At 55.8% G+C, this 22,481-nt stretch carries 16 protein-coding genes and 3 pseudogenes; 4 read left to right on the top strand and 15 right to left on the bottom strand.

Annotated elements, in window-relative coordinates; genetic code table 11:
* Positions 1 to 8: 8 nt before the first annotated feature.
* Genes ABK249_RS20735 through ABK249_RS20725 form a run of 3 tightly spaced genes read right to left on the bottom strand, consistent with a single transcriptional unit; the run spans position 9 to position 2,583 of the window.
* On the bottom strand, positions 9 to 587 hold the full coding sequence (locus ABK249_RS20735) for a D-sedoheptulose-7-phosphate isomerase (RefSeq protein WP_348863803.1): 579 nt from the start codon (positions 585 to 587) through the stop codon (positions 9 to 11).
* The gene (locus ABK249_RS20730) at positions 584 to 1,618 is read right to left on the bottom strand and encodes a Gfo/Idh/MocA family protein (protein ID WP_348863801.1); all 1,035 of its coding nucleotides are present in this window, start codon (positions 1,616 to 1,618) and stop codon (positions 584 to 586) included. The genes ABK249_RS20735 and ABK249_RS20730 overlap by 4 nt, the downstream gene beginning before the upstream one ends.
* A gap of 32 nt (positions 1,619 to 1,650) precedes the next feature.
* Positions 1,651 to 2,583: a phosphoglycerate dehydrogenase gene (locus ABK249_RS20725; RefSeq protein ID WP_348863800.1), complete on the bottom strand. Its 933-nt coding sequence runs from the start codon at positions 2,581 to 2,583 to the stop codon at positions 1,651 to 1,653.
* 309 nt (positions 2,584 to 2,892) lie between these two features.
* Here ABK249_RS20725 and ABK249_RS20720 point away from each other — a divergent pair, with 309 nt between their 5' ends.
* Both ABK249_RS20720 and ABK249_RS20715 read left to right on the top strand, forming a co-directional pair.
* Positions 2,893 to 6,957: a glycosyltransferase gene (locus ABK249_RS20720; RefSeq protein WP_348863799.1), complete on the top strand. Its 4,065-nt coding sequence runs from the start codon at positions 2,893 to 2,895 to the stop codon at positions 6,955 to 6,957.
* 163 nt (positions 6,958 to 7,120) lie between these two features.
* On the top strand, positions 7,121 to 8,455 hold the full coding sequence (locus ABK249_RS20715; protein WP_348863798.1) for a hypothetical protein: 1,335 nt from the start codon (positions 7,121 to 7,123) through the stop codon (positions 8,453 to 8,455).
* A gap of 141 nt (positions 8,456 to 8,596) precedes the next feature.
* On the opposite strand, the gene ABK249_RS20710 is transcribed toward ABK249_RS20715, so the two are convergent.
* From ABK249_RS20710 to proV, 7 genes and pseudogenes are all read right to left on the bottom strand, one after another.
* Positions 8,597 to 9,786, bottom strand: a protein-coding gene (locus tag ABK249_RS20710) for an IS3 family transposase (protein WP_348863797.1) whose coding sequence is annotated in 2 segments (ribosomal slippage) — positions 8,597 to 9,534 and positions 9,534 to 9,786 — 1,191 coding nt in all. Because the reading frame shifts where the segments join, the coding sequence is not laid out codon by codon here.
* A gap of 620 nt (positions 9,787 to 10,406) precedes the next feature.
* Complete coding sequence (locus ABK249_RS20705; protein ID WP_348863795.1) at positions 10,407 to 11,495, bottom strand: class I SAM-dependent methyltransferase; 1,089 nt, start codon at positions 11,493 to 11,495, stop codon at positions 10,407 to 10,409.
* 1,132 nt (positions 11,496 to 12,627) lie between these two features.
* Positions 12,628 to 12,803, bottom strand: a pseudogene (locus ABK249_RS20700) (IS630 family transposase); the annotation flags it as partial.
* A 172-nt stretch (positions 12,804 to 12,975) separates the two neighbouring features.
* Entirely contained in the window at positions 12,976 to 13,290 is a 315-nt protein-coding gene (locus ABK249_RS20695; protein ID WP_348863794.1) for a helix-turn-helix domain-containing protein, read from the bottom strand.
* Positions 13,291 to 13,356: 66 nt separating this feature from the next.
* Positions 13,357 to 14,232, bottom strand: a complete 876-nt coding sequence (locus ABK249_RS20690; RefSeq protein ID WP_348863793.1) for a glycine betaine ABC transporter substrate-binding protein — start codon at positions 14,230 to 14,232, stop codon at positions 13,357 to 13,359.
* A 64-nt stretch (positions 14,233 to 14,296) separates the two neighbouring features.
* Positions 14,297 to 15,178: an ABC transporter permease gene (locus ABK249_RS20685; RefSeq protein WP_037146592.1), complete on the bottom strand. Its 882-nt coding sequence runs from the start codon at positions 15,176 to 15,178 to the stop codon at positions 14,297 to 14,299.
* A gap of 24 nt (positions 15,179 to 15,202) precedes the next feature.
* Positions 15,203 to 16,435, bottom strand: coding sequence for a glycine betaine/L-proline ABC transporter ATP-binding protein ProV (proV, locus tag ABK249_RS20680; protein ID WP_348863792.1), 1,233 nt, complete (start codon positions 16,433 to 16,435; stop codon positions 15,203 to 15,205).
* A gap of 745 nt (positions 16,436 to 17,180) precedes the next feature.
* On the opposite strand from proV, the pseudogene ABK249_RS20675 reads away from it, so the two are divergent.
* Together ABK249_RS20675 and ABK249_RS34030 are read left to right on the top strand one after the other, a co-directional pair.
* A pseudogene (locus ABK249_RS20675) lies at positions 17,181 to 18,668 on the top strand (sensor domain-containing diguanylate cyclase); the annotation flags it as partial.
* 182 nt (positions 18,669 to 18,850) lie between these two features.
* The gene (locus tag ABK249_RS34030) at positions 18,851 to 19,075 is read left to right on the top strand and encodes a GGDEF domain-containing protein (protein ID WP_463139871.1); all 225 of its coding nucleotides are present in this window, start codon (positions 18,851 to 18,853) and stop codon (positions 19,073 to 19,075) included.
* Positions 19,076 to 19,281: 206 nt separating this feature from the next.
* On the opposite strand, the gene ABK249_RS20670 is transcribed toward ABK249_RS34030, so the two are convergent.
* The 5 genes and pseudogenes from ABK249_RS20670 to ABK249_RS20650 all read right to left on the bottom strand — a co-directional run bounded on the left by ABK249_RS20670 (position 19,282) and on the right by ABK249_RS20650 (position 22,481).
* Positions 19,282 to 19,404 carry a hypothetical protein gene (locus tag ABK249_RS20670; protein WP_415926461.1) on the bottom strand — a complete coding sequence of 41 codons (123 nt, stop codon included), beginning with the start codon at positions 19,402 to 19,404 and terminating at the stop codon, positions 19,282 to 19,284.
* Positions 19,394 to 19,582 (bottom strand): annotated as a pseudogene (locus tag ABK249_RS20665) (ISNCY family transposase); the annotation flags it as partial. The gene ABK249_RS20670 and the pseudogene ABK249_RS20665, both read right to left, overlap by 11 nt.
* 148 nt (positions 19,583 to 19,730) lie before the next feature.
* A complete protein-coding gene (locus tag ABK249_RS20660; RefSeq protein ID WP_348863790.1) occupies positions 19,731 to 20,549 on the bottom strand; it encodes a sugar phosphate isomerase/epimerase family protein in 819 nt (272 codons plus the stop codon).
* Between the two features lie 49 nt (positions 20,550 to 20,598).
* The gene (locus ABK249_RS20655) at positions 20,599 to 21,453 is read right to left on the bottom strand and encodes an ABC transporter permease (protein WP_227705168.1); all 855 of its coding nucleotides are present in this window, start codon (positions 21,451 to 21,453) and stop codon (positions 20,599 to 20,601) included.
* Positions 21,454 to 21,545: 92 nt separating this feature from the next.
* Positions 21,546 to 22,481, bottom strand: a complete 936-nt coding sequence (locus ABK249_RS20650) for an ABC transporter permease (protein WP_348863789.1) — start codon at positions 22,479 to 22,481, stop codon at positions 21,546 to 21,548.

The following is a 22,481-nucleotide window of genomic DNA, read 5'->3' as shown; positions in this document are numbered from 1 at the left end:
CGGGAATGTCACAATTGATAGGCGCGGGTCTCGTATACTGCCTTTCCGATGAGATAGTCGACGGTGGTTGTCATCCAGATGCTATGAATGTTCTCGACAATATTGTAGGCATCGGATGCGACATGGAAATTCAAATTGGCGCACTGTGCCAGCGTATTGTCCGGCTTTCGCCCTGTGAAAGCAATAACATACATCCCACGGCTTCTCGCGTAACGGGCAGCGTTTACGACAGAAGGAGACTCTCCACTGACACTGGTCAGCACCACCGCGTCGCCGTCATCGCCGTAATGCTCGATCGCTTTGGCAAGCCAATGGTCATAACCGAAATCGTTTGCGAAGCAGGTAATGAGATTAGGATCATGGAAGGTGACGCTACGAACGTTGCCTTGTTTGGTGAAATCGACGGCGCCGTGTTCGGATATCGATGCGCTCGCGCCATTGCCGGCGAACATCATCTTCTTTCCGCTCTTTCGAACATTGATTGCCACTTCGGCAAACTTTTCTATGATGGGATAGACATTGCTCCCGAATGCTAGTCTCTCGTATTCGGCAAAATAGGATAGAAAGAAGCCGCTGGCGTCCATCATAAACTCATTTCTCCATTTAGCTTGGTGAAGAGCTGACCGCTTTGGTGCCTTTCGTTGTCATAGATCCTATCGATCATTCGCATTACCCTTAGAGCTTCGAAGGAGTCTCGCGATCTTGGAGTAACGGTACCGTTCACGGCAGCGACAAAGTTGGCCATTTCTCGTTCCCAAGATTGATCGACATCGTATCTGTGAACCTCTTCGTCTTCCCAGGTTGCCGCAGGTGCGTTCGAACGGTTTTTGGCAATAGAGAGAGCCTCGGCCCCATAGGTTCCTGAGGGGGTTTTGAGGCCATTAAGAACCATGTAGCCGCGCTCAAGAAAGACCTCAAACGAAAACAAGTGCCGCCATTGGGTCATGGTTGAATGCAGTGAGGCGCACGTTCCGCTCGTTGAATTGCGAAATATAGCGAACACGTTGTCTTCAATCCCCGGGAGTTTCCAATAGAGGTTGGAAACGAAGGCATGCATCTCATCGAAGTCGCCGCCAATTTGTAGGAAAAGATCGAGCATATGAATGCCCTGATCGAGGAGGATGCCGCCTCCAGCCAACTCTTTGTTAGCGCGCCAGTTGCCGAAGTAATTTTCGTCGACTGATTTGCCATAGCGTCCGCGCAGCCAGAGGACCCTACCGTATTCACCACTTTCAATCGTTTCGCGGATTTTTATAGAACCACCATGATGGCGATGATTGAAACCATACATCAGCACCCGGTTTGCCTGATCTTCGACCTCGATGATCTCTTCCATTTCGGTTCCGTTGAATGCTGGCGGCTTCTCGCAGAACACGTGTTTTCCAGCCTTTAGAGCCTCAATGGTCAGCTTTTTGTTGAGGAAGTTCGGTGTACAGATAATAACGGCTTCGATTTCTGGATCGTCGATGATCTTGCGATAGTCGTCTACGAGCAAATCCCGAAATTCAGGGACGGGCCTGATCTCGTAAATTTTGTGCGCAACATTCTGGCCGATTGCCCGCATTGCGTTGTGGCGGATTGCTCCCATGCCGCCGTAACCGATAATGCCGTACTTCAAAGTTTCGCTCTCCTTCGAGATTGCGCCGCTGGTCACCCGAGCACCGATTGCAGGTTGCTCAGCGTGTTCATGTGAACGTACTCAACAGCAGATCGGCCATTGTTCGCGTTGTGACTGCCGAGCACTACGTTGCTCATCGCAAGGAGCGGATTGCCGGCGGGCAACGGCTCAGTTTCGAAAACATCAAGACCGGCTCCAGCGAGGCGGTTTTCATGGAGTGCATCAATAAGAGCTTCCTGATCAACCAGCGGCCCGCGTGCTACGTTAACAAGAAAGGCCGATGGTTTCACTTTTCCAAGAAAGTCACGTCCCACGATATGATGGTTGTCCTTGTTGTAGCTGGAGGCAAGGCACACGATATCGCTTTCGGCTGCGATCGTATCCAGCGAGGCCGGGTGGATGATTTTCCCAAAAATAACTTTGGCATTCTTTACGAAGGGATCGAAGAAGATTACTTCCATCCCAAAGGCTGTCGCGAGTTCCGCTATACGCTGACCGATTGCTCCGAATCCGATCATGCCAAGCTTCAAGCCGAAAAGTTCTCGGCCTTGCGGTTTTGGCCATCCCCCCGCTCGAACAGTCCGATCGACTGCCACGAGATGGCGACTAAGTGACAGCATGTAATGAAGCGCGACTTCTGCAACCGCGTTCGCGAAGGCGGCGGGGCTATTTTTGACCGGAACCCCCAATCGTTTCGCTGCGTCTAAGTCAATGCTGTCGATACCAGTTCCCCATTTTGCAATAATTTTCAGTCGGGGGAGCGCGGCCAGCAACACCTTTTCCGTAATGGCGTCGTCCCCAGCGAGCCAGCCATCGATCTCACCGACCAGCGAAATGCACTGTTGCTCCGTGAGACATTGGTCTGCCGCGGCCCAAGTCGGCTCATATCCCAAGTCTCGAATGGCTTTATCGAACCGCTCTTTCTCCTTCAACATCATAATGTTAGAGACAAGTACCTTTTTCATCGGATCGACACACCTATCTTGAACAAGCCAGCCGGATCTTGCTGTAATGCTATTTGATCGGATGGACAAGGGCCAGCGGTAATAGGGGGGGCAGAAGCGCCTCTCCATGCGAGTGACGTGCGTCCGATGGAAGGTTTCGAGTTCGATTATGGTTGCTATCGTGGTCGCGTAACCAGAACATTGGATGCAACGAATGCTTATGCTACGAGAGGAACTGGGTAGTCCACCTGCTATTGAATGCACAAAATGATGTGTGTAAGCACATAAATGGTACTACCCCGCAACGATCCAACAGGAAGATGCTCAGTCGTGAAGGTTGCAGTTTTTACCACTTGCCCGAAGAGCGCTTTTTCGGGCGGGCGTTATCACGCCATGATGATAGCTCACGTACTGGCGCGGCGGGGCCATCAAGTATACTTTATTACGAACAATCGCCCTATATTTGCAGATGATCTTGCACCTATTAGTGATGGCAATCCAGTCAACATCGTGCTGACGGACAACGATTTCGATATATTGCCAGATTCAAGGTTCGATGCAGTATTTATTGCGCCCCAGATGAGCTTTCTGCCTCGTTTTTACAGAAATGCCATTAGATTCGCTCGTCATGCGAAAGCGGCTTTGTTTTTGATAAATTATGAATCTCCGAACTGGTTTAATGCCTGTTCTCCGACGAAGCGGCCGGAGGAAAGATGGAAGGAGTGGAGGCATGTCGCGCAAGAAGGAGCATGCATCATTTGCAGCGCAAATGAATCGGAAAAGTTTGCGAGAGAATATTACCGTGATCTTCCGCCGGAATCCGACTTTGCAATTTGGCAGCCTGCCATCAATAGCGTCGCTTGCGCAACAGTACCGGCGCAGGTTCGCCAGAAGTTCGTAATGCTGTTTTCACGGCCGAGTGATAAGCACAAAGGCGGCGGCGACATAAAAGATCTGATCGGCCCTGAGCTCCGCGGCTATAAGGTGGGTATCGTTATAGGTGATCCGCAACAATCCGACGTTTTTCTGCACGAACTACGTCAGCACGCCGAGCAATTTGACGTGCAGATCGAACCTTTTTTTGGTATATCGGACCGCCAAAAGTTCCTTCTTCTAAAACGGGCGGCGGCGGTGGTGTTTCCCTCTTATTTCGAAGGGTACGGCTATCCACCGATTGAGGCTCTTGCCGCCGATACGCCCTGTGTAGCGTACGATCTTCCAGTTGTTCGAGAAAACTGTGGGGAACTAATTCGCTATGCTCCGGTCGGTGATGTGACAGCCCTGCGTGACAAGCTGGCAAAAGCACTTGAGGCGGGGCCGGTCCGGACTTCCGATGACGCTCGGGTAGTCTATCTTACGGATGTGGATCAGCGAGGTGCTGCCCTTGAGAAGGTCGTAAGCACCTACTTAGAGACGCGGCTAATTAACCAGCGGATCAAGGACGACGACCTTTCTGTTGGTTTTGGTCTCTCGGCTGCGTCTGCGATAAAGGTCAATAGCCAATTGCATCTGATCTTCACTGTTTCGTCGAAGCTTCGTCTGGCCCAGGTGACATCAAGCTCCAATCAGATCGTGTCCGTTCAATTTCATGAACAGGGTTGGGCGCAAGAGGGATGGCGTTATGCCTTCTTCATCAAGCTAATCTCTGAAGCGTCACCGGAAGAAATATCAAAGTGTGTTCTCGATATCGAAATGCAGGACACCAATGTCACCGTTAAGCTCTCCTTGGCTAACCTTCGGATCAACCAGAAGAAGGTCCCGTGGTTTTCCGAAAAAAAGTATCGGTTGAAACGAGCCCTTCGGACGGGAAATTGCGCCATTCTTTCCGGATGGGTATATCCGGAAAAGGCTTACGATGCTCTTTATCTTATGGACAAGAAAGGAGTGGTCGTCAGTTTATATACGGCGTTAAAGGACGAAGGCTACAAGGGGCTGTTTGCTTCCACGCACCCCGGCAACTATGGCTTCATGAGTAGTACCATCGACACTGCGGCGTTCGATGTGAGTTCGATGCGCCTGCTTGTCCTCAGGGAAGGCGTGATTGTGGGAAAGGGCAGGTTTACCGCGAACGCGGTTCTTTCCTCGGCGAAGCCGCTTCAGATTTTGAGAGATGGCGCAACCATCTCTGGTAAGGCCCACATTGAATGCCAGGCAATCACCAAACAGGCCCTGGAAGGGCGGCAGGGGCTCCAACGGGTCATGCAAACTTCGGGGGAGCCCCTGAAAATTCGGTCATCGCCTTATGTATCGCCTCTTGTAGAGGCGAGCGCCCGCCTCCCAATGTTGATCGCGGCGGTTGGTAAGGGGTGGCCAAAGATAAGAGAACTTTGGGCTAAGGCACCTTCGGTTGTCGAAGCGGCGGATGCCCTCAAACTCGCTGGGCCAAAGTGGGCTGTGAGTGAGTGTAGCTATAGTGAGCATACAGGCGAGCTGCTAGTTCGCGGGTGGATTAGTTCGCCCGATAACATTCAGATCGAGATATGGCGCGGCGATATGACAATGATGGGGATCGCGCAAAACGGATATCCGAGACCGGACGTCGCCAAAGAAATGAAAAGTCTTACTAGGGACGATTTCGGTTTCGCTTTCAGCGCACCTTATGACGGTGAATTGGATGACGGTATAATGCTTCGATTGTTCCAGGATGGGAGGTTTTTGGCTCAAAAGTTGGTCAAGAGCATAAAGATCAAGAGGAGCGAAAATTTCAAAGTCGACGATTGTTTGTTTGATCCGACTTGGCGAATCCTTTGGATGCGGGGTACATTCCGTACTAGTGGGGAAAACCTAGAGAAGCTTGAAGTTATGCGTAACTCAGCTTTAATCGGCACCGCTGCAATTGATGAGAGGTTGCTGCCGGGCGGTGTTAGGTTTTTCAGGTGGAGAGTTGAGAGTGTGGTCATCGATAAGGTTTCTGCGGGCGATGAATTAATCCTGCGGACTCACTTGAGTGATGGCTCGGTTGGAAAAACAAAGTATACGGTCAAGGACAATAAAGATTGGGTGGAAGCCATATCAGTGCCAGACGAATATTTCCAATTTTCGGTTACTGGTGACGGCCTCAATATGCTTCGTTCAATGCTTACTGGGGCTCCGCTTCAATCTGGATGTCAGCAAATAATATTGTTGATTATACACAATTTGAACGCGCTGGAGCGCGGCGAGAAGCGCGTAGCTTTAGAGCAGCTTAGAAGAGAACTGAACAAGGCCGGAGCCGATCTTGTCCTGTTACACCACAGTAAAGTATCTGCGGGATGTAAAATACCGGAAATCAATTTCTTCGATCCAAGTTTCGGTGACATCACAGAAAGGCTGGGCCTGAAATCTCAGTCTCAGTCGATCGATGGTGAAGCCCTAAATTATATTCAGCGGATGTTGCACGGATTTTCTTTCGCGCTCAACAGGCGACCGAAACCATGGACGGAGATCGAGGAGCAGATCAGGGAAGAGCATTTGAAGGTCGAAACAGTTGTCAAGCTGTTGAAGCCTTCGATGGTTCTGCTGTGGCATCAGTGGAATAGCCTCATGCTTCTCGGTCGAGCGGTCTCCGACCGATATGGAATTCCAAGCGCGGTTATCCACGAGGGAATGATTCCAGGGACGATGACGATCGACGCGCATGGAATGATGGCGGAATCGGATTCTACGGGGATTATGCTTGATCCAAGTGATGCCAATAACGAACGCTATTTTCGACAAGCGCGTCATGTGATAGCGGCAATAAGCGCGAACCGGCTAGACCGAAAGCCTCACGCAGGGACGCCAGCTGCAAGTCAGATCATTGAGACGTTAAGAAGGAAGAAGGCCAAGATTGTTTTTTACGCGGGTGTCAATGATTGGCAATCCGGAAACCTGCCCGCAGACCACCCTCGCGCTAAGATTCATTCTCCTTACTATCGGGATACATTAGAGGGCCTCGAAGCCCTTTTGCAGACTGCAGAACGGTTAGATTTTTTTGTCGTTTACAAACCCCACCCAAACCTGTTTCCGCGTCCATTGGATATCTACCATGAGCGACTGGTCTATGTTCGCGAGGCAAATGCGACGGATTGCATAGAGGCTACAGATGTCACTGTGACGCTGCTGTCGTCTTTGGCTTATATTTCACTCGCTCACCGCGTACCGACGGTTCTTTTAGGACGTAACACGTTGTCTGGAGTACACGCCGCCTACGAACTTGATGATTATGATAGTCTTGATTTGTGTATTAGGGATGCTTTGGACAAGAAGGACCATGAGCATCGCATTGTTCGCTACGAACGTCATCTTGCAGGTTTGTTGGAAAGGGACCTCTTTCCCTATGGTGAGAAGACAGATTTTTCCCTGCTCACCTACCAAAATGCGATCGAGAAGCTTTTTGGTATTATGGAAGGCTTCAATGAAAAAAGCACAACATAGCGGGGTGTGAAATCAAATTTCTTGGTGCGCATAGGTTGCGATCCGTTAAAGGCTATCACTCCACTGTCATATCAAGAGCAGGTTCTGACCAAGGTCGTCGTGGTGTTGGCGCGGAAGTGCAACTATCTAGATGCCAAATAGATATCATAGTGATTGGGCGCTGATGAAGAATCGTGCATCGGTAATGCTGGTTGATTATTGTGGTGTTTCTGATAAATACGAGTTCCTGTATGAACTCGCCTCTGAACTTGATCCGCGTCCGGTTGTTATATTGGATGGTTTGCGCAGCCGTGTTGATGAACCCGTTCCGAAAGCTCAGAGAGCGCCCATTTTTATCAAGGCACCTAAGGAAATATTTCGGCACACATCAAGGTCGAGTTTGTTCTCATTTTTGAGCGGGGCTTCTGCGGTGGATGGCCAAGATTTGGATGATCTTGGGGATCGACTCGTTAAGCTCCGCGCGGAGAATGAACTGAACCCCCGTCACAAGCACGCGCGTCAGAGCGTGGCGCTCTCATTCCAGTTCACGCTTCGTGCAATTCAACGATATAGACCTGCCCTTATGCTGGTCTGGAATCAATTTCATCCTCTCTCGCAAGCCGCTCAGGTTGCTGCAACCAAGCTGAGCACGAGGGTGGCATTTGTTGAATATGGACTTCTGCCCGGGACTCTTAATTTCGATTTGAGTGGCCAGATGGGGGAAAGCGACGTTGTTCAGTTTGCTGAGTCGTTCAATTCTCTACCTTTGGATGCGCATGATATTGGTATCGCGGAGGATATTCTAATGCATCTACGGAATGGCGAGTCAAACAGACGATTGCAGGTTCCGTTAGGTGAAGTTGAGCAAGACCTTCGTTCGCGCGCTAAAGGACGCCCCCTTGTGCTCTTTGCGGGGCACAATGATCACGCCTCGGGCACGATTCCTTATAACGATAAAGCGCGCCGATTTCATTCGCCTATTTTCTCCACTTCCCGAGATGCCGCAAATTATCTAGCGCAATTAGCGAAGGAGAATAATTGGCTTCTACTTTACAAACCGCACCCCTTCGCATCCAAGGCGCAGAGGCTGGAGGATAGCGACAATGTGGTGGTCCTGGGTAATTTCGATATAAACGCGTGCGTTGATCTCGCTGACTGTGTCGTCACGATACTCTCCCAGGTGAGCTACGTCGCGCTTACCCGTAAAAAGCCCCTTGTGATGCTTGGCTACAATCAACTTCGCGGTAGCTGTTGCCATTATCAGGCTGAGGAGCTTTCGGATATCTTACCCCTTATTCAGTCGGCGATAGAGGGCGGGTTTATTCCTTCTCAACAACTGGCTTGGAGCAGTCATGTCGCTCGATTGCTGCGGCATTATCTCTACTCGTTTCCCGGAAATGCACCAAGCATACCGTTCGCTCGAAGCTTGACACAACTGGCCGAGACGATCGAGGATACGATCGTTGTGCGCAAGACAGCAGCAAGCTTATCGCTGTTGTCAAGCGAATCGAAGAATTGACCCCGCGCATTGCCTCAAGCAAAATGTTACCGATAGTGTCGATCCTCCCGATGGGATGGTCATGGTTCGCTGTCCCGGCGTGGGGGATAGATCTGACCTGCCACTGAACTTTCATCCAGCGGCTGACCTGCCACTGAACTTTCATCCAGCGGCGACTAGAGCCCCGGCGGTTTTGGATACGCCAAGTGGCGCGGTGTGAGCAACCGGCGGAAACGCGAAGTTCTCATCTTGCGCAGCGTTGGAGCCGGTTGCGGCGATGATCCCGGCAAAGTCTGCCGGGGTTTTGTATCCGAGCGATGAGTGCGGCCGGAAATGGTTGTAATCGACCGCCCATTCGGCAATGGCGCTTCGGGCATGATCGAGGCCGAAGAACAGGCTTTCGTTGAGCAGCTCGTCGCGCATGCGCCCGTTGAAACTCTCGACATAGCCGTTCTGCATCGGCTTTCCCGGGGCGATGTAATGCCATTCGACCTTGTGATCTTTCGACCAGGCGAGGATGGCATTCGACGTTAGTTCGGTGCCGTTGTCGGAGACGATCATACCGGGTTTGCCACGCCGCTCGATGAGTGTCGTCAGTTCCCGCGCCACGCGACGCCCGGAGATCGAGGTGTCTGGGATGGCGGCTAGGCACTCGCGCGTCACATCGTCGACGACATTGAGAATGCGGAAGCGCCTACCGCAGGCGAACTGGTCATGCACGAAATCTAGCGACCAGCGAGCATTGGCCTTCGCTTCGACCAGGATCGGTGCACGCATGCCGACGGCACGCCGCCGGGCCTTGCGCTTGCGAACGGAAAGTCCTTCCTCGCGATAGAGCCGGTAGATGCGATTAACCCCGGACGGCTCTCCGTCCCGTCGAAGCAGGATGAACAGTCGCCGATAGCCGAAACGCCGCCGTTCATTGGCAAGGTCACGCAGCTTTGTTCGCAGTTCGACCTCCGGCGGTCGGCAGGACCGATAGCGGATCGTCTTGCGGTCGGCGGAGATGATCTGGCAGGCCCGCCGTTCCGAAAGGCCCATGACGGCTTTCAGGTGCGCGACGGCGTCACGCTTGGCGGCAGGCCCTACCATTTTTTTGATAGAAGCTCGCGGAGTGCGGCCACATCCAGCATCTGCTCGGCCAGCAGCTTCTTCAGCTTGGCGTTCTCCTCCTCAAGCGCCTTCAGACGCTTCGCCTCGGACACGTCCATGCCGCCGTATTTGGCCTTCCAGTTGTAAAACGTCGCTTCTGAAATCCCATGCTTGCGGCAGAGATCGGCTGCCTTCGCACCTGCCTCTTGCTCCTTCAGCACTGCAATAATCTGCTCTTCCGTAAATCTCTGCTTCTTCATTCGTCCGTCCTCAATGGGCCGGACTCTAATCAATTCTGGAGGAAATTCTTAGTGGCAGGTCAGATCATCTACGGATCGCATTGTGTTGGTTTCCACGAGGAACTGGCGGATCCCGCCATACCATGTCCGTATGTCGGCCAGGAAATGAGAGGGGGCCGCTCCGGCCGCGCTTACGCTTCGACTGAGGAAGCATGTCCTTCCGAACATGGGGAGCATCGATAGATAAACCCCACTTGCGTCCAGAAGTCCTTCACGTTCCGGTCAGGGCGCTTTTGGCAGTCGTGGCAGACGACCTTGCGAAATTCCGCAGCCAGATCCGTTTCACGGATGTGCTTCATACTCACCTCCAAGAATCGATATCGACAAGGAGTCGATTGAAGCACTCGACATTCGGCAATGTCGAGTGCCGATATGCAACAGTTATGATCGGCTCATCACAGACTTCCACATGAGCGGACGGCCAGTTTAGAATAGGTTGCAGCTGCTGAGGGCCACGCTTGCGATCGAACAGTTTCTCGGTATCGGCGGCGACTTGGCGTTGAATTCTGCCTCTTCCTTGACGTTGATCTAAGACCGCAAAGGCGCGGCTGGTGGGTGTCGGAAAGCCAAAGAAGGAATGGCTACTGGATCACACAGGCCGCCCTCTGTCCGCATACAGCGAACCAGTCGGCCCGGCGGCCAGTCTCTTCGAGGAGTTCTTTAAATGCCAGCCGCTCATGCTTTTCAAAACCCGGATAACAGAAATACTCGTCGAAGAGAATGACTGTGCCAGACGTGATTTTGGGCTTTAGTGCCTGGAATATGTCTCGCGTGGAAGAGTATATGTCGCAATCAATGTGCAGAAATGCGGTGCCTTCGATCCCTTCCACATAGGTCGGAAGGGTTTCGTTGAACCACCCGACGTGCAGTTCAACGTTGGCTTCCACGGGCGGCGTTTTCCCAGATTTATTGAAATCGAAATGCTGCCAGCCTGTCCACTCATTGGGCAGGCCCTCAAAACTGTCGAAGCCATGGAACGTGATGTCCGGACGCAGCTTTGCAAACAAGTTAATTGTCTTGCCCGAAAAGACACCAAACTCACAATGCGCGCCCTCGCGCGGTGCTCGTGAGAGACAATACTCGTGAAACTCCCGCATGTTAAAGAACAGCAGGGCATCGCTCATTTCTGCCTCTACGATGTCGGCGGTCCGTTTGAGAGCTCGGTCAGACAACTCTTTGAACAAGGCGTGGTTGCCATTGGGCGGGGTGTCGAGCCAGGCGCTCACCTTCGGAAAAGGCTTGACGGTGTTCTCAACTATATTTTCGATGCCCTTGTTTATCTTTTCTAGCGCTGTCCGCAATTCGCCCGTCGGGCTTGGTGACGCCGCTGTCGCAGTTGCCCGCGCATTCTTCTTAACAGCCTTGTCGGCCGTTGCTTTGCGACTTTTGCCAACAAGTTTGGCGGAGATGACTGAAGGCACTTCCTTCGCGTCGAAGGCAAACGTCCATCCGGCCGACGCTTCTTTGTAATCAGGGAACGATTTCGCGACGTCATCGCGACGAATATCTGTCGTGAGCTCGCCTACAATCTTGAGGCCCTGTTCGTCGAAGAACTCAAGACTGCAGTCAGCTGAAGCCCCGAGCCTCCACCCACAAACCGTAACTCGATCACCAACAGCATCCGCGGATGAAATTGCCAATCGCAATGGCAGGGCTTTCGAATAGTCCACCTTTATCTCCCCCGGACAAGTACAGCATATTGAGGCCGACTCGTAGGTCTGCGTATCCTGATAGTCAATGGCTGCTTAATGTTACCGGTGGGCGCGAGATCGTGGCTCATGCGTCCTCGAGCATTGGCAGACACTTCCAAATACCTCTACTGTTTAGGACGACCGTTCCGATTGAAGATGACCTCCTATGCGTGCGGAGCGGATGACTAGCGATAACGGGACTTCTCGACAGCAAAAAGGGCCCGAAATACTTTGCCTGGCTTCCGCCATGAGCGAAAATGAGAGGATTCTTGCGGTTCCTGAGAGGAGCAATTCGACCTTTCAGTGGGTGCATTTACGGACTGCAGAGCGGACGAGGCCGCCTTGACAACGGAAAAGGACAACGGTCCTCGCGTCCGTAAAGGCAGGTTCACGAAGGTCAATCCCGGTAAGCCGAAAGGCACCAGGTCTCAGACCACGCTTGCGACGAGCGGCTTCTCGGCAAGGAAGCGACCAGACTCACCCGTAAGCCATATAAAGGCGGTTCAGACAGCTCGGCTCTGAAGCTCTGCATGGATGGATTGCGCCGGTCCGGCGGGGCGGGGGCGTGACGGTCGACAACTTCCCCAAGGTCGCCAGTGCCGCCGATGTGCCTGGGGCGCTCTCTGCGCCTCTCCAGGGCGTCGCCCGGGCCGATCTCGCCACAGACGAAGAATGCTTATCGCCAGCTTGTGCAGCCGCTTTGTACCCCGATGGAGGCTGTCGAGCACGAGGCGCGACTGAAGCTCTTGAGAAAAGGATCGGCCGACGAAGAGCGCGTCAGGCAAGCTTGCCCGGCTGGAGCGACGGGCGGCTGATCGTGATAGCATCATCTATTGGGACTGGGCAAACGATCCCTCTTACCTGAGCCTGCCGGCAGCAAATAAGAAGCAGGTTGAGATCATCATGGAGAAGCTCCGGCCGCATCGCCACACGACGTCACCTCCGCCATGGTCGCTCTGACCCTCGACGAGTTCGGTGAACTGGAGAAGTTTTATATCGCACGTTTCGGAATGGAGGCACTGTCCTGATGGCCTGTAATCTTCAATCTCGGCTTTCGCGCCTGGAGCAGTCCAGCACTCACGCGGCGCCAGTTTTCGATTGGACGGGGTCCAAGGCTTAAGCGCTCGACCATTTCATCGAGGGTCACGTCCTTACGGTCTTCGATCAGTGCGACGACGAATGCCTCCAGTCTTGCGGCTGGAAGGTCGGCTCACCTTCCTTCGCTCTTGCGATCCAACGGATCGCCGTCGAAATCCCAACCCCGAACCTGGCTGCGGCCTGTCGAGATCATCCACCTCTTTGCTGCGGATGTTGAAGCAGCTTCGGTTCGGCCAGTTGTCACCTAACAATCGATTCATCGATCGCAGGACCTGCTCTAGCATGGCTCGCATGGAGACTATTTTCCGGCGTTGAGTGTGGGCGGCGATGGTCGAAAAATTCCTTCGCCGGATGCTCGCCGTCAGTCTCTCATCTGTTCCTGTTCGCTTTCGTCTATTAGACAATGAGGCAGCATTGGTGATGCCAAGTCAGGGCCTGTACCCCGTCCGCTGAGCAGCCATGCGAGGCTCACCTGGAGGGTTCCGGCGATCCTGTCGAGCTGGTTGGCCCTTGGGGCAGAACGGTCATTTTCCCAGTTCTGCCAGGTTTCTGATGTGACCCCGACAATCCGGGATGCGTCTTCGATCGACATGTTCAGTGCGTCGCGCGCGAGCGAGATTCGCCCGCCGATTGTATCGTCCGTGGCAAATGCCGAAACGATCTGTCCATCGTACATTGTCAAACTTCCCTAAATGTGAAGCGGGCTTCGCAAACGCTTTCGCCGCGAAGCCCCGTGAATGGCTTAGCCTTCGTCCTTGCCCAGCCAGGCCTTGACCTGATCCGGATGGTCCGTGATGTATTTTTCGACCGCCTTGTCGTAGGAGGTCTCCTGGGCATTAAACATCGCGCTTTCGAGATCAGGGAGCGGCAGCTTCATGCGCGACAGGAAGTCGGCGACCTTCGGATTGTCCTGCTTGAAGCCCTTGCGCGCCAGAACGTCCACATGTTCCGCTTCACCGAGCGACTTCTTTGGGTCGTCGATGTAGCGCAGCTCGTATTTGCCGAACATCCAGTGAGGGCTCCAGGAGGTCGCCACGAACCATCCTTCCGAACGCATGGCGCGATCGACCGTGGTCAGCATTCCCGCCTCGCTGGAAATTTGCAGCTTATAGTCGTCCAGGCCATAGTCCTTGATCGCCTTTTCGGACAGGCGGGTCAGTCCGGCACCCGGATCGATGCCCTCGATACGCCCCTTCAGCTTCTCCTGGACGTCAGCCTTCTTCAGGTCCTCGATCGAGCCGATCGCATCTTCCGGAATGTATTTCGGGACGACCCAGCCAAGCTTTGCCCCATGATAGACGGTGCCAAGCGTTTCGACCTTGTCCTTGACCTTGGCGAAATAATCGGCGTGGGTCTGCGGCAGCCAGGCCATCATCATGGCATCGAGGTCCCCGCGGCTGACGCCCTGATAAAGGGGGGCGACGTCCGTCTGGACGAGTTCGACCTCCTGACCAAGCTCGTCCTTGATGAGCTTGGCCGCAAGCTTGGTGACGAATTCCGCATCCGACCATGCCGCCCAGCCGATTTTGACCGGCTTGGCATCCTGCGCCATCGTCGCCGTGGTCACGCTGCCGAACAAAACGGCCGCGAGGCTCATTGTAACGAGTGTCTTGAACATAACTGCTCCTTTTTTTGAAGGTTCGCATGCGGCGGCATGTCGGCCGCCATGGTTCAGCGCGAGATCAGGTGGCAGCTTGTGCTGCCTCCTGTCGTGCTGTTTTCTGGAAAAGCACGCGCCAGATACCGGCGCCCTCTCTTCCGAGGCTCTGCGTGATCCGGTCGAGGATCACGGCCAGGATGACGACGGCGATACCGCCCTCGAAGCCGGTACCGACATCAAGCCGCTGGATACCGGTCAAAACCGTATTGCCGATGCCGCCGGCGCCGATCATCGAGGCGATGACCACCATCGACAGCGACAGCATGATCGTCTGGTTGATGCCGGCCATGATCGAGGGCATGGCGTTCGGCAACTGCACCTTGAACAGGAGCTGGGAAGCCGTGCAGCCGAAGGCGTTGCCGGCTTCGATGAATTCGACATGCACCTGCCGGATTCCGAGATTGGTCAGCCGGACGACCGGCGGCATGGAAAAGATGACCGTTGCGATCGTGCCGGGCACCGCGCCAAGGCCGAAAAACATCGCCGCCGGAATAAGATACACGAAGGCTGGCATGGTCTGCATCAGATCGAGCACCGGCCTTACCACGGTTGCGACCCGATCGCTGCGCGCCATGGCAATGCCCAAGGGCAGGCCGATGAGCATCGCGACCAGGGTTGAGGCAATCACAAGCGACAGCGTTTCCATCATCGCCGACCAGAGCTGCATGTGCTCCACCAGCCAAAGCGACAGGCCGGTAAAGACGGCAAAACCCAATCCGACGCGCCACAGCGAAAGGATGACGAAAACAGCAAGGCCGACCGGCATGGGAGTAGCCAGAAGGGCGTCCTGTATGCCGTTCGTCACCAGACCGATCGCCGCCGCAATGAAATCGAGCAGGGGACCAAAGTTGTCGAGGATGTAATTGACGGCGCTGTCGACGCCGTCGCCGATATCGAAAGTCATCTGTCTGTCCGTTCTTTCTAAAGGTCAGCTTGCGCGGTCGAGCGTTTCGAGAAGAGCCGACTTGCTGATGGAACCGACATAGCGGTTTTCGTCATCGACCACTGGCACGGGCCAGGAACTGCCTGCAACCCTGCCCAGAACGTTCGACAACGGTTCGCTGGCAGCGATAGGCTCGACGTCGGAAAGAAAGGCGCTCCGATAAGGATCGGCAGCTTTTAAACGGATCTTCTCGACGAGCGATGCCTGGCTTACGATGCCGTGGTAGGTTTTGTCCCGACCGATGATGATTGCGAATTCCCGGTCGAAGTTCTTCATCCGTTCCAATGCCGCCGCCGCAGAGACGCCCTGGCGTTCGATCAGCGTGACTTGGGTTTTGCGGGCGATATCTCCCGCTCTGAACACCCGCGAAACGTCGACGTTGCGGAAAAAGGAGCGGACGTAATCGTTTGCCGGGTTGAGGACGATCTCGTCCGGCGTACCCACCTGAACGACATTGCCGCTTTGCATGATGCAGATGCGGTCGCCGATGCGCATCGCTTCGTCGAGGTCGTGGCTGACGAAAACGATCGTGCGGCTGTGTTCTGCCTGGAGGCGGACCAGCTCATCTTGCATTTCCGTGCGGATCAGGGGGTCGAGGGCGGAAAAAGCCTCGTCCATCAAAAGGATCGTCGGTTCGCTTGCAAGCGCCCGCGCCAATCCGACGCGCTGCTTCATGCCGCCGGAGAGCTGATCCGGCCGGCTTTCGCTGTAACCGTCAAGTCCGACAGCCTTGAGCGCTGCGAGCGCCTTTTTTCTCCGCTCGGCTTCGCCGACACCGGCGACCTCGAGACCAAAGGCGGCATTGTTGAGAACATTGCGGTTCGGCAGTAGCGCAAACGACTGGAAAACCATGCTGATGTCGCGTCGGCGCAATTCGATCAATTCGCGGCGCGACATGCGGGTAATATCCCGGCCATCGATTTCAATCTTGCCGGATGTCGGCTCGATCAAGCGGTTGAGCAGGCGCAAAAGTGTAGATTTTCCGGAGCCGGAAAGGCCCATGATGACGAAAATCTCGCCGGCCTTGATCTCGAAGCTGGCATCGTTGACGCCGATCGAGCACCCCGTTTCGGCCAGGATTTCCGATTTGCTTTTTCCCTGCTTCAGCAGGTCGAGCGCCTTTTCAGGTCGCTCGCCAAAAACCTTATAAACATTCTTGATACTGATCTTGGTCGAAGCCGGCTCAGCCGACGCGTCATTTTCAGTTGCAAAAGCCATTTTGAAATAAGCCCCGGCTCAACAGCGGAGGCGCTCTCCTTAAGTTAAGGCTCGACATCCGGAGAATATAGGGCTCCGCGAGGCGAGTATTCGGTGGATTCTTCGATAGCGGCACATGCGCCATCATCTGTTTTTCGAATATCTCTCCCTGTTTTCGGAATAATTCGAACGGAGAGACATTGCCGAAGATTAAGGAATGCTCAAGTCTGGAAGGCCCAGTGCATTCCCGTGGCGAAGACGAGCGCTTTTTTAAGGTGATGAATCTCAGATGTCCATACAAAAATCCGAATTCTCCGAACGGCCACTTTAAATGATTGAAAGAAAAGCATTTCGATTGTTCCGCTCGGTGCGCAATTCGCCCGGCGAATGTTGTCCAAGTGCAGACGGTCGCCGGTTAAAAACTGAGGACCTTGCCTGGCGACTGGCGGAAAGCATTCCAATCCGCCAGACCGGCGTCAGCATGGCCGGCAATGCCGAACGACGTTCCAGGCGCCCGATCTTCGGTTCCCGGCTAAGGGGAGGAGAGATCTATTACAGCGCTTCTTGGGCGCGCGCGGGGCGGAGGCCGAACCGCATATGAAACTCACCTCTACCCGCGTCTTGAAAGGAGATGAAAAACGCCGTTTTCTCGTTCCTTACGTGTTTTCGCGAGTGATATTTCATCCTGGCGAGGCCTTGGTTGTTTAGCATTCAATGAGATACAACGGCGGACCTGGGGCTTTGCGAAGGCCTCCGGAGACCGACGATGCAAGCTGCAACATTCCGATCCACACTGACGACGGCTGCTGTTGTCCTTGGATTTGGTGCTTTCATTGCCCTGCTGAGTTGGGGGGAGTACGCCAATTGGAAGGCGCAGGTTGCGCGTGTCGAGACGAGCCTGATCCAGACGGCAGAGGCAATCACGCAACATGCCGACGACACGATCGAGATGTCATGGTTGTCGCTTGCCAGTCTGATTTCCGAGATCCGTGACGAACAGCATCATCCCGAGATGCCGGCGAAAATCGAAACGGCCATCGCGTTTCAGATGAGGGCGTCACCGACCCTCGATACGCTCTCCTATATCGATGCCACGGGTCAGATGGTTGCGACATCAGCCGAGGGGGCGCCGGCAAAAATGAATTACGCCGACCGCGAATATTTCCGGTTTCATAAGTCCAGTCCCTTCCGGCTGCCCGTTCTGGGTAAGCCGATCAAGAGCCGGTTATCCCATCGGTGGGTGCTGCCGATTTCACAGCGGGTGGTGTTGCCGGATGGTTCTTTCGGGGGTGTCGTCGTCTCCACCATTCGCGTCAATCACTTCATTCACGTCTTCCGGAACTTTGGTGTTTCGAGCGACCGATCATTCCTGCTGCTTCGCGGGGATGGCATTGTCATGGCCCGCGGTCCGATGGAGGAAACGCTCCTTGGCAGCAATATTTCTGCGCACGAACTGTTTGCCGATCACCTCAAGGTAAGGACTGTTGGCGCTTATGATTATCAGTCGCCCGTCGATGGGAAAGTTCGGATCGGCGGCTTCTATCAAAGCGGACGCACGGGCATCGTCGTGCTTGCCGCGGCCTCCGAACGGGAAGTTTTCCTGGAGTGGACGGGAACCGCAAAGGCCCGCTGGTTCTACGCCGCCGTCTTGCTGGCCGTGACGAGCCTGGCGGCACTGCATTGGCGCCATCAACTGAAGTTGCGCCGGGAGAGCGAAGCGCAGCTGGCGGCGCGCGAAGCGGAATTTCGATTGTTGGCGGAATCGTCCAGCGACGTCATCGCACGTTTCGACGAGGCCGGTATCAGGGAGTACGTTTCTCCGTCTTCAAAGCAGATTTTGGGTATCGAACCTCAAAGGCTTATCGGGAAAAGCGTGTTTGCCGGAATGGCGGGGGATGCTGAAGCAACAGTGCGCTCCGCAGCCGAACGGCTGCAGGACGGCTCGATGCAGGAGCAGTTCATCATCAAGCATACCAAGCCGGATGGCGAGGAGGTCTGGCTTGAAACGGCGTTGAGCAAGTTGCCGGCTCGCGAAAAGGCAGTCGCGACCCGGGTTGTTGCGATCACGCGAGACGTTACACAACACAAGAAGAAGCAGGACGAACTGGATGCTCTGGCCAATACCGACGAGTTGACGAAGCTTGCCAATCGACGCTTCTTCAACAACCGCTTTGGGGAAATGATGCAGCGCGCCCGCCGGAACCGCATGCCACTTTCTCTCCTGATGATCGACGCCGACCGTTTCAAGCAGTTTAACGATACCTTGGTCATGCCGCCGGGGACGAATGCCTCAGGCAGATTGGCGCTGTCGTGCGCAATTGCGTCAAACGGCCCGGCGATATCGTCGCCCGTTATGGCGGTGAGGAACTCGCGGTTCTGCTTTCCGACACCGATATCCAAGGGGCATGAGCTGTCGCAGAAAGAATTCGCCTGCAAGTGCGCGTGCTGGCGCTGGCTCACGAAGGCAACCCGCCCGCTGGTCATGTCACGGTCAGCATCGGACTGGCCACTTTGCCACCAGAAGCGCCAGCCGACGTCACCACACACGCCCTGTTTAGCGAGACCGATGCCGCGCTCTACCGTGCAAAGAATGCTGGACGCAATCAGGTTATCTGTGGAGAGCAATCCTACATGAAACCCAATTCGGGGACTGCGTCATGAGATTCCGGTAGGCGCTCGATCACGGCGACGAGCGCCATTCCGATCTGAACTTTGCCATCAATGATGCCTTCAAGCGCGCGAGGCGGCAATTGCAGGTCGAGGCAAAGAAGCTTCAAGGGGAGGTGAAATACCACGCGCCGCAGCCATCAGGCACGATCGCGCGGATCGATCATGCGGTCGCGTTGCCAGGTGCAGCGGGTCAGGCTCTATGTCCGCTTCAGGCAGGAGATGCCGGTTTCGATGCCGGCCCGGAAGTTTCTGAGCTTGCGATACAGCCGGCGGCTCCTGACCATATCTTCGATCTGGAGGCGCTTCTTATGGAAGGCCATGTCGCGCACACCTCAGGCCGGTCGCCGCGCCCCCCTGTCGGCGCAGATCGGACGTCGCCAATTCCAAAAGATCGCGATGGCCATCCAGCCGCTGCGACATCGCCTCCAACTCACGACCGATCTCGTGCTCGGCGAAAAGATCGAATATGGAGCCCTGGACGGTGCGTTCTTGGCGCATTGTCGGCTCCGGCGGCTGTGGGTTTGTCTTTAGAATCAGTGGCTCGATGCTAAAGCGTACCTAAAGCCGCCGGGCCTTGCCCGCACAACAAGCGCGATTTCCATAACAATTCCAAAATCTTGCCGTTTATGGGCGCAGACGAGACCAGTTACTGTGCGACGCCGAGGTTCGCCAGATAGGCCGCAGAGGCCTTAATCTGTGACTTGTCGCGGATCTCGATGATCAGACGGGGATTGGAGGTGATGCCGGCAAGACGCGCGAAGAAGGCGCGCCAGTTGATGCTGCCGTGGCCGACCGGCCAGTGACGGTCGGCATAGCCATCGGCATCCTGCAGATGCACGTGCTGCAGCAGGTTGCCGGCGTCATTGGCGAAGTAATCGACCGGCGGCGCGCCGGTGGAACCGGTGGCATAGGCCGCATGGCCGGTATCGATCGACAGCGCGAATGCGCGCGAATTGAAGCTTTCCACCAGACGGCGGCGCTCGGCGGGGTCCTTGTCCTCGATGTTTTCCAGCACGAAGACGCAGCCTTGGTCCTCGGCGCGCTTCACCGCGGCATCCAGCGTCTGGTGCGTCATCTCCAACACGCGTTGGCGCTGCTCCGGCCAGTTGTCGAGATTGTTGTGCATCCACGTCGTATAGGGGCTGTGGATGACGATCTGGGTGATGTTGAGCGCGGCCGCGACGTCAAGCGCCTGCTCCATGCGCCGCGCCACCAGTGCCCGCACATCCGGATCGGCCGAGGCGATATTGAGGCCCATGAAGGGACCGTGCATGCCGAGGCGGCCCTGATGGCCGTCAAGAAGCTGCTTTGCACGCTCCACCAGCGGCTGCCAATCGCCGCAGAGAACTTCGGCCGGAACAAAATCCTGCAGCTCGAGATCGCGCGGCTTCTCCAGCAGCCAGTCCCGGTTCAGTTCGACGTCCTTCAACGTCATGGCGGCGCCAAGAATGGGCAGGTCAGACATGGTATGGTCCTTCTATGGTGTCGAGCAGCACGCTGCGGGGGAGGGAAGATCAGGAAAGCGTGGGGTCCAGCCGGTCGCGCAGCCAGTCGCCGAGAAGCGAGACGCATAGCGCGGTGGCGGTGATGACGAAGGCCGGCGCCAGCATGATCCATGGGGCGGACGACAGATATTCGCGGCCGAAACCGACCATGTTGCCAAGAGAGGTGCCCGGCGGCTGGATGCCGAGCCCCAGGAAGGAGAGGCCACTTTCCAGCAGGATGATTTCCGGAAAGGCGAGCGTCATCGAGACGATCAGGGTCGAGGCGATATTGGGCAGGATGTGGCGGCCGTAGAGGCGCCAGGGCGAGGCCCCCAGCTGATGCACGGCCGCCGCATAGCCATGCATCCGGCCGCTGATCGCAAGGCCGCGGGCAATGCGCGCATAGCGTTCCCAGGCGTGAAAACCGAGCAGGCAGACGAACAGCACCAGCGAGTTGCCGAAGAAGGCCAGCACCGCCAGCGCCAGCACCAGGAAGGGAATGGCGGCGGAAAAATCCACCAGCGCCAGAACGGCCTGTTCGACGATCCCGCGGAAATGCGCAGCGACGAACCCCAGCGTCACCCCGATCACGGCACCGATGATGGTGGCGCCAAAGGCAATCAGCAGGCTCATGCGGATCGAGGTGATCAGTCTGGACAGCACGTCGCGCCCCAGTTCATCCGTTCCGAGCACATGGCTCCAGCTGCCGCCCATGAAGACCGGCAGGCTCAGCCGGTTGCGCAGGTCCATCTGCGTAAATCGGTAGGGCGAGATCAGGTCGGCCGAAACGGCAATCGCCAGCATCAGAACGAGCCACAGGACGGCAATGGTGATCAGGATCGGCATGCGGTTGAGGCGCTCCAGCAGCGACCTCAACCGCGCCATCGGGGAACCGCCGGCCGCGGCGGTTGAGGAGGTGGTATCGGCCATGTTCTGGCTCCTTCAAGGGTAGCGCGGGCAGGAAACGGTGTGGATCATCAGCGGCGCGCCGGCCTTGCCTGCCCATGCATGCGCGGGTCGACCAGGCCGTAGAGAACGTCCACGATCATGTTCGCAGCGACCATGGTGATGGCGATCATCAGGACGATGGCCTGCACGATGGCGAGGTCCCGGTTGGCGACGGAGATGACCAGCAGCCGGCCGACGCCGGGCCAGGAGAAGACACTCTCGACGACAACGGCACCCGCGACGAGACCGCCCAGCATGAAACCAATGATGGTGATGGTCGGAATGGCCGCATTCTGCAGCGCATGACGCCAGACCACGGCCGACCACGGCAGGCCCTTGGCGCTTGCCGTGCGGATATACGGCTGGCCGAGCACCTCCAGCATGGCGCTGCGGGTAAAGCGCGCCAGAAGGGCGGCGCCGCCGAAGCCCATGGTGGCAATCGGCAGGATGGCGTTCAGCCAGCTGTCCTGCCCGGCCGAGGGCAGCCAGCCGAGATTGACGGAGAGGATCAGCACCAGCAGCATGGCCAGGATGAAGGAGGGCACGGCAAAGCCCGTGACCGCCATCACCATGACGCAGCGATCGATCAGCGAGTTGCGGTGAAGCGCGGCATAGACGCCGGCGGGAACGCCCACGATGAGGTTCACGAGGAAGGCCGGCACGGTGAGCGCCAGGGTCGAGGGAACCCGCTCCAGCACCACCGCCATCGCATCGCGACCATCGCGCATGGACCGGCCGAGTTCGCCGCTGAAGACGGCCTCGAAAAACGAGAAATACTGGACCCATAGCGGCTGATCGAGACCCCAGGACTTCCGGAAGGCGTCGATTGCCTCCGGTGGTGCATCGGCGCCCATGATCACCATGGCCGGATCGCCCGACATGCGCAGAACGACGAAAACGAAGGTCACGACCATGATGATGCTGACGGCCGCACGCAACAGCCGGGAAAGAAGGTAATGCAGCAT

The sequence above is a fragment of the Neorhizobium phenanthreniclasticum genome, from assembly GCF_040066075.1.
Taxonomy (GTDB): Bacteria; Pseudomonadota; Alphaproteobacteria; order Rhizobiales; family Rhizobiaceae; genus Neorhizobium; species Neorhizobium petrolearium.
Note: the sequence above shows the minus strand (reverse complement) of the source record. Positions and strands in the feature narration are given on the sequence as shown.

Coding starts and splice junctions, on each gene's coding strand:
- ABK249_RS20735 (WP_348863803.1), bottom strand. CDS start 587: ATGATGGACGCCAGCGGCTTCTTTCTATCCTATTTTGCCGAATACGAG.
- ABK249_RS20725 (WP_348863800.1), bottom strand. CDS start 2,583: ATGAAAAAGGTACTTGTCTCTAACATTATGATGTTGAAGGAGAAAGAG.
- ABK249_RS20715 (WP_348863798.1), top strand. CDS start 7,121: ATGAAGAATCGTGCATCGGTAATGCTGGTTGATTATTGTGGTGTTTCT.
- ABK249_RS20695 (WP_348863794.1), bottom strand. CDS start 13,290: ATGTACGATGGACAGATCGTTTCGGCATTTGCCACGGACGATACAATC.
- ABK249_RS20690 (WP_348863793.1), bottom strand. CDS start 14,232: ATGTTCAAGACACTCGTTACAATGAGCCTCGCGGCCGTTTTGTTCGGC.
- ABK249_RS20685 (WP_037146592.1), bottom strand. CDS start 15,178: ATGACTTTCGATATCGGCGACGGCGTCGACAGCGCCGTCAATTACATC.
- proV (WP_348863792.1), bottom strand. CDS start 16,435: ATGGCTTTTGCAACTGAAAATGACGCGTCGGCTGAGCCGGCTTCGACC.
- ABK249_RS20670 (WP_415926461.1), bottom strand. CDS start 19,404: ATGGCCTTCCATAAGAAGCGCCTCCAGATCGAAGATATGGTCAGGAGC.
- ABK249_RS20660 (WP_348863790.1), bottom strand. CDS start 20,549: ATGTCTGACCTGCCCATTCTTGGCGCCGCCATGACGTTGAAGGACGTC.
- ABK249_RS20655 (WP_227705168.1), bottom strand. CDS start 21,453: ATGGCGCGGTTGAGGTCGCTGCTGGAGCGCCTCAACCGCATGCCGATC.
- ABK249_RS20650 (WP_348863789.1), bottom strand. CDS start 22,481: ATGCTGCATTACCTTCTTTCCCGGCTGTTGCGTGCGGCCGTCAGCATC.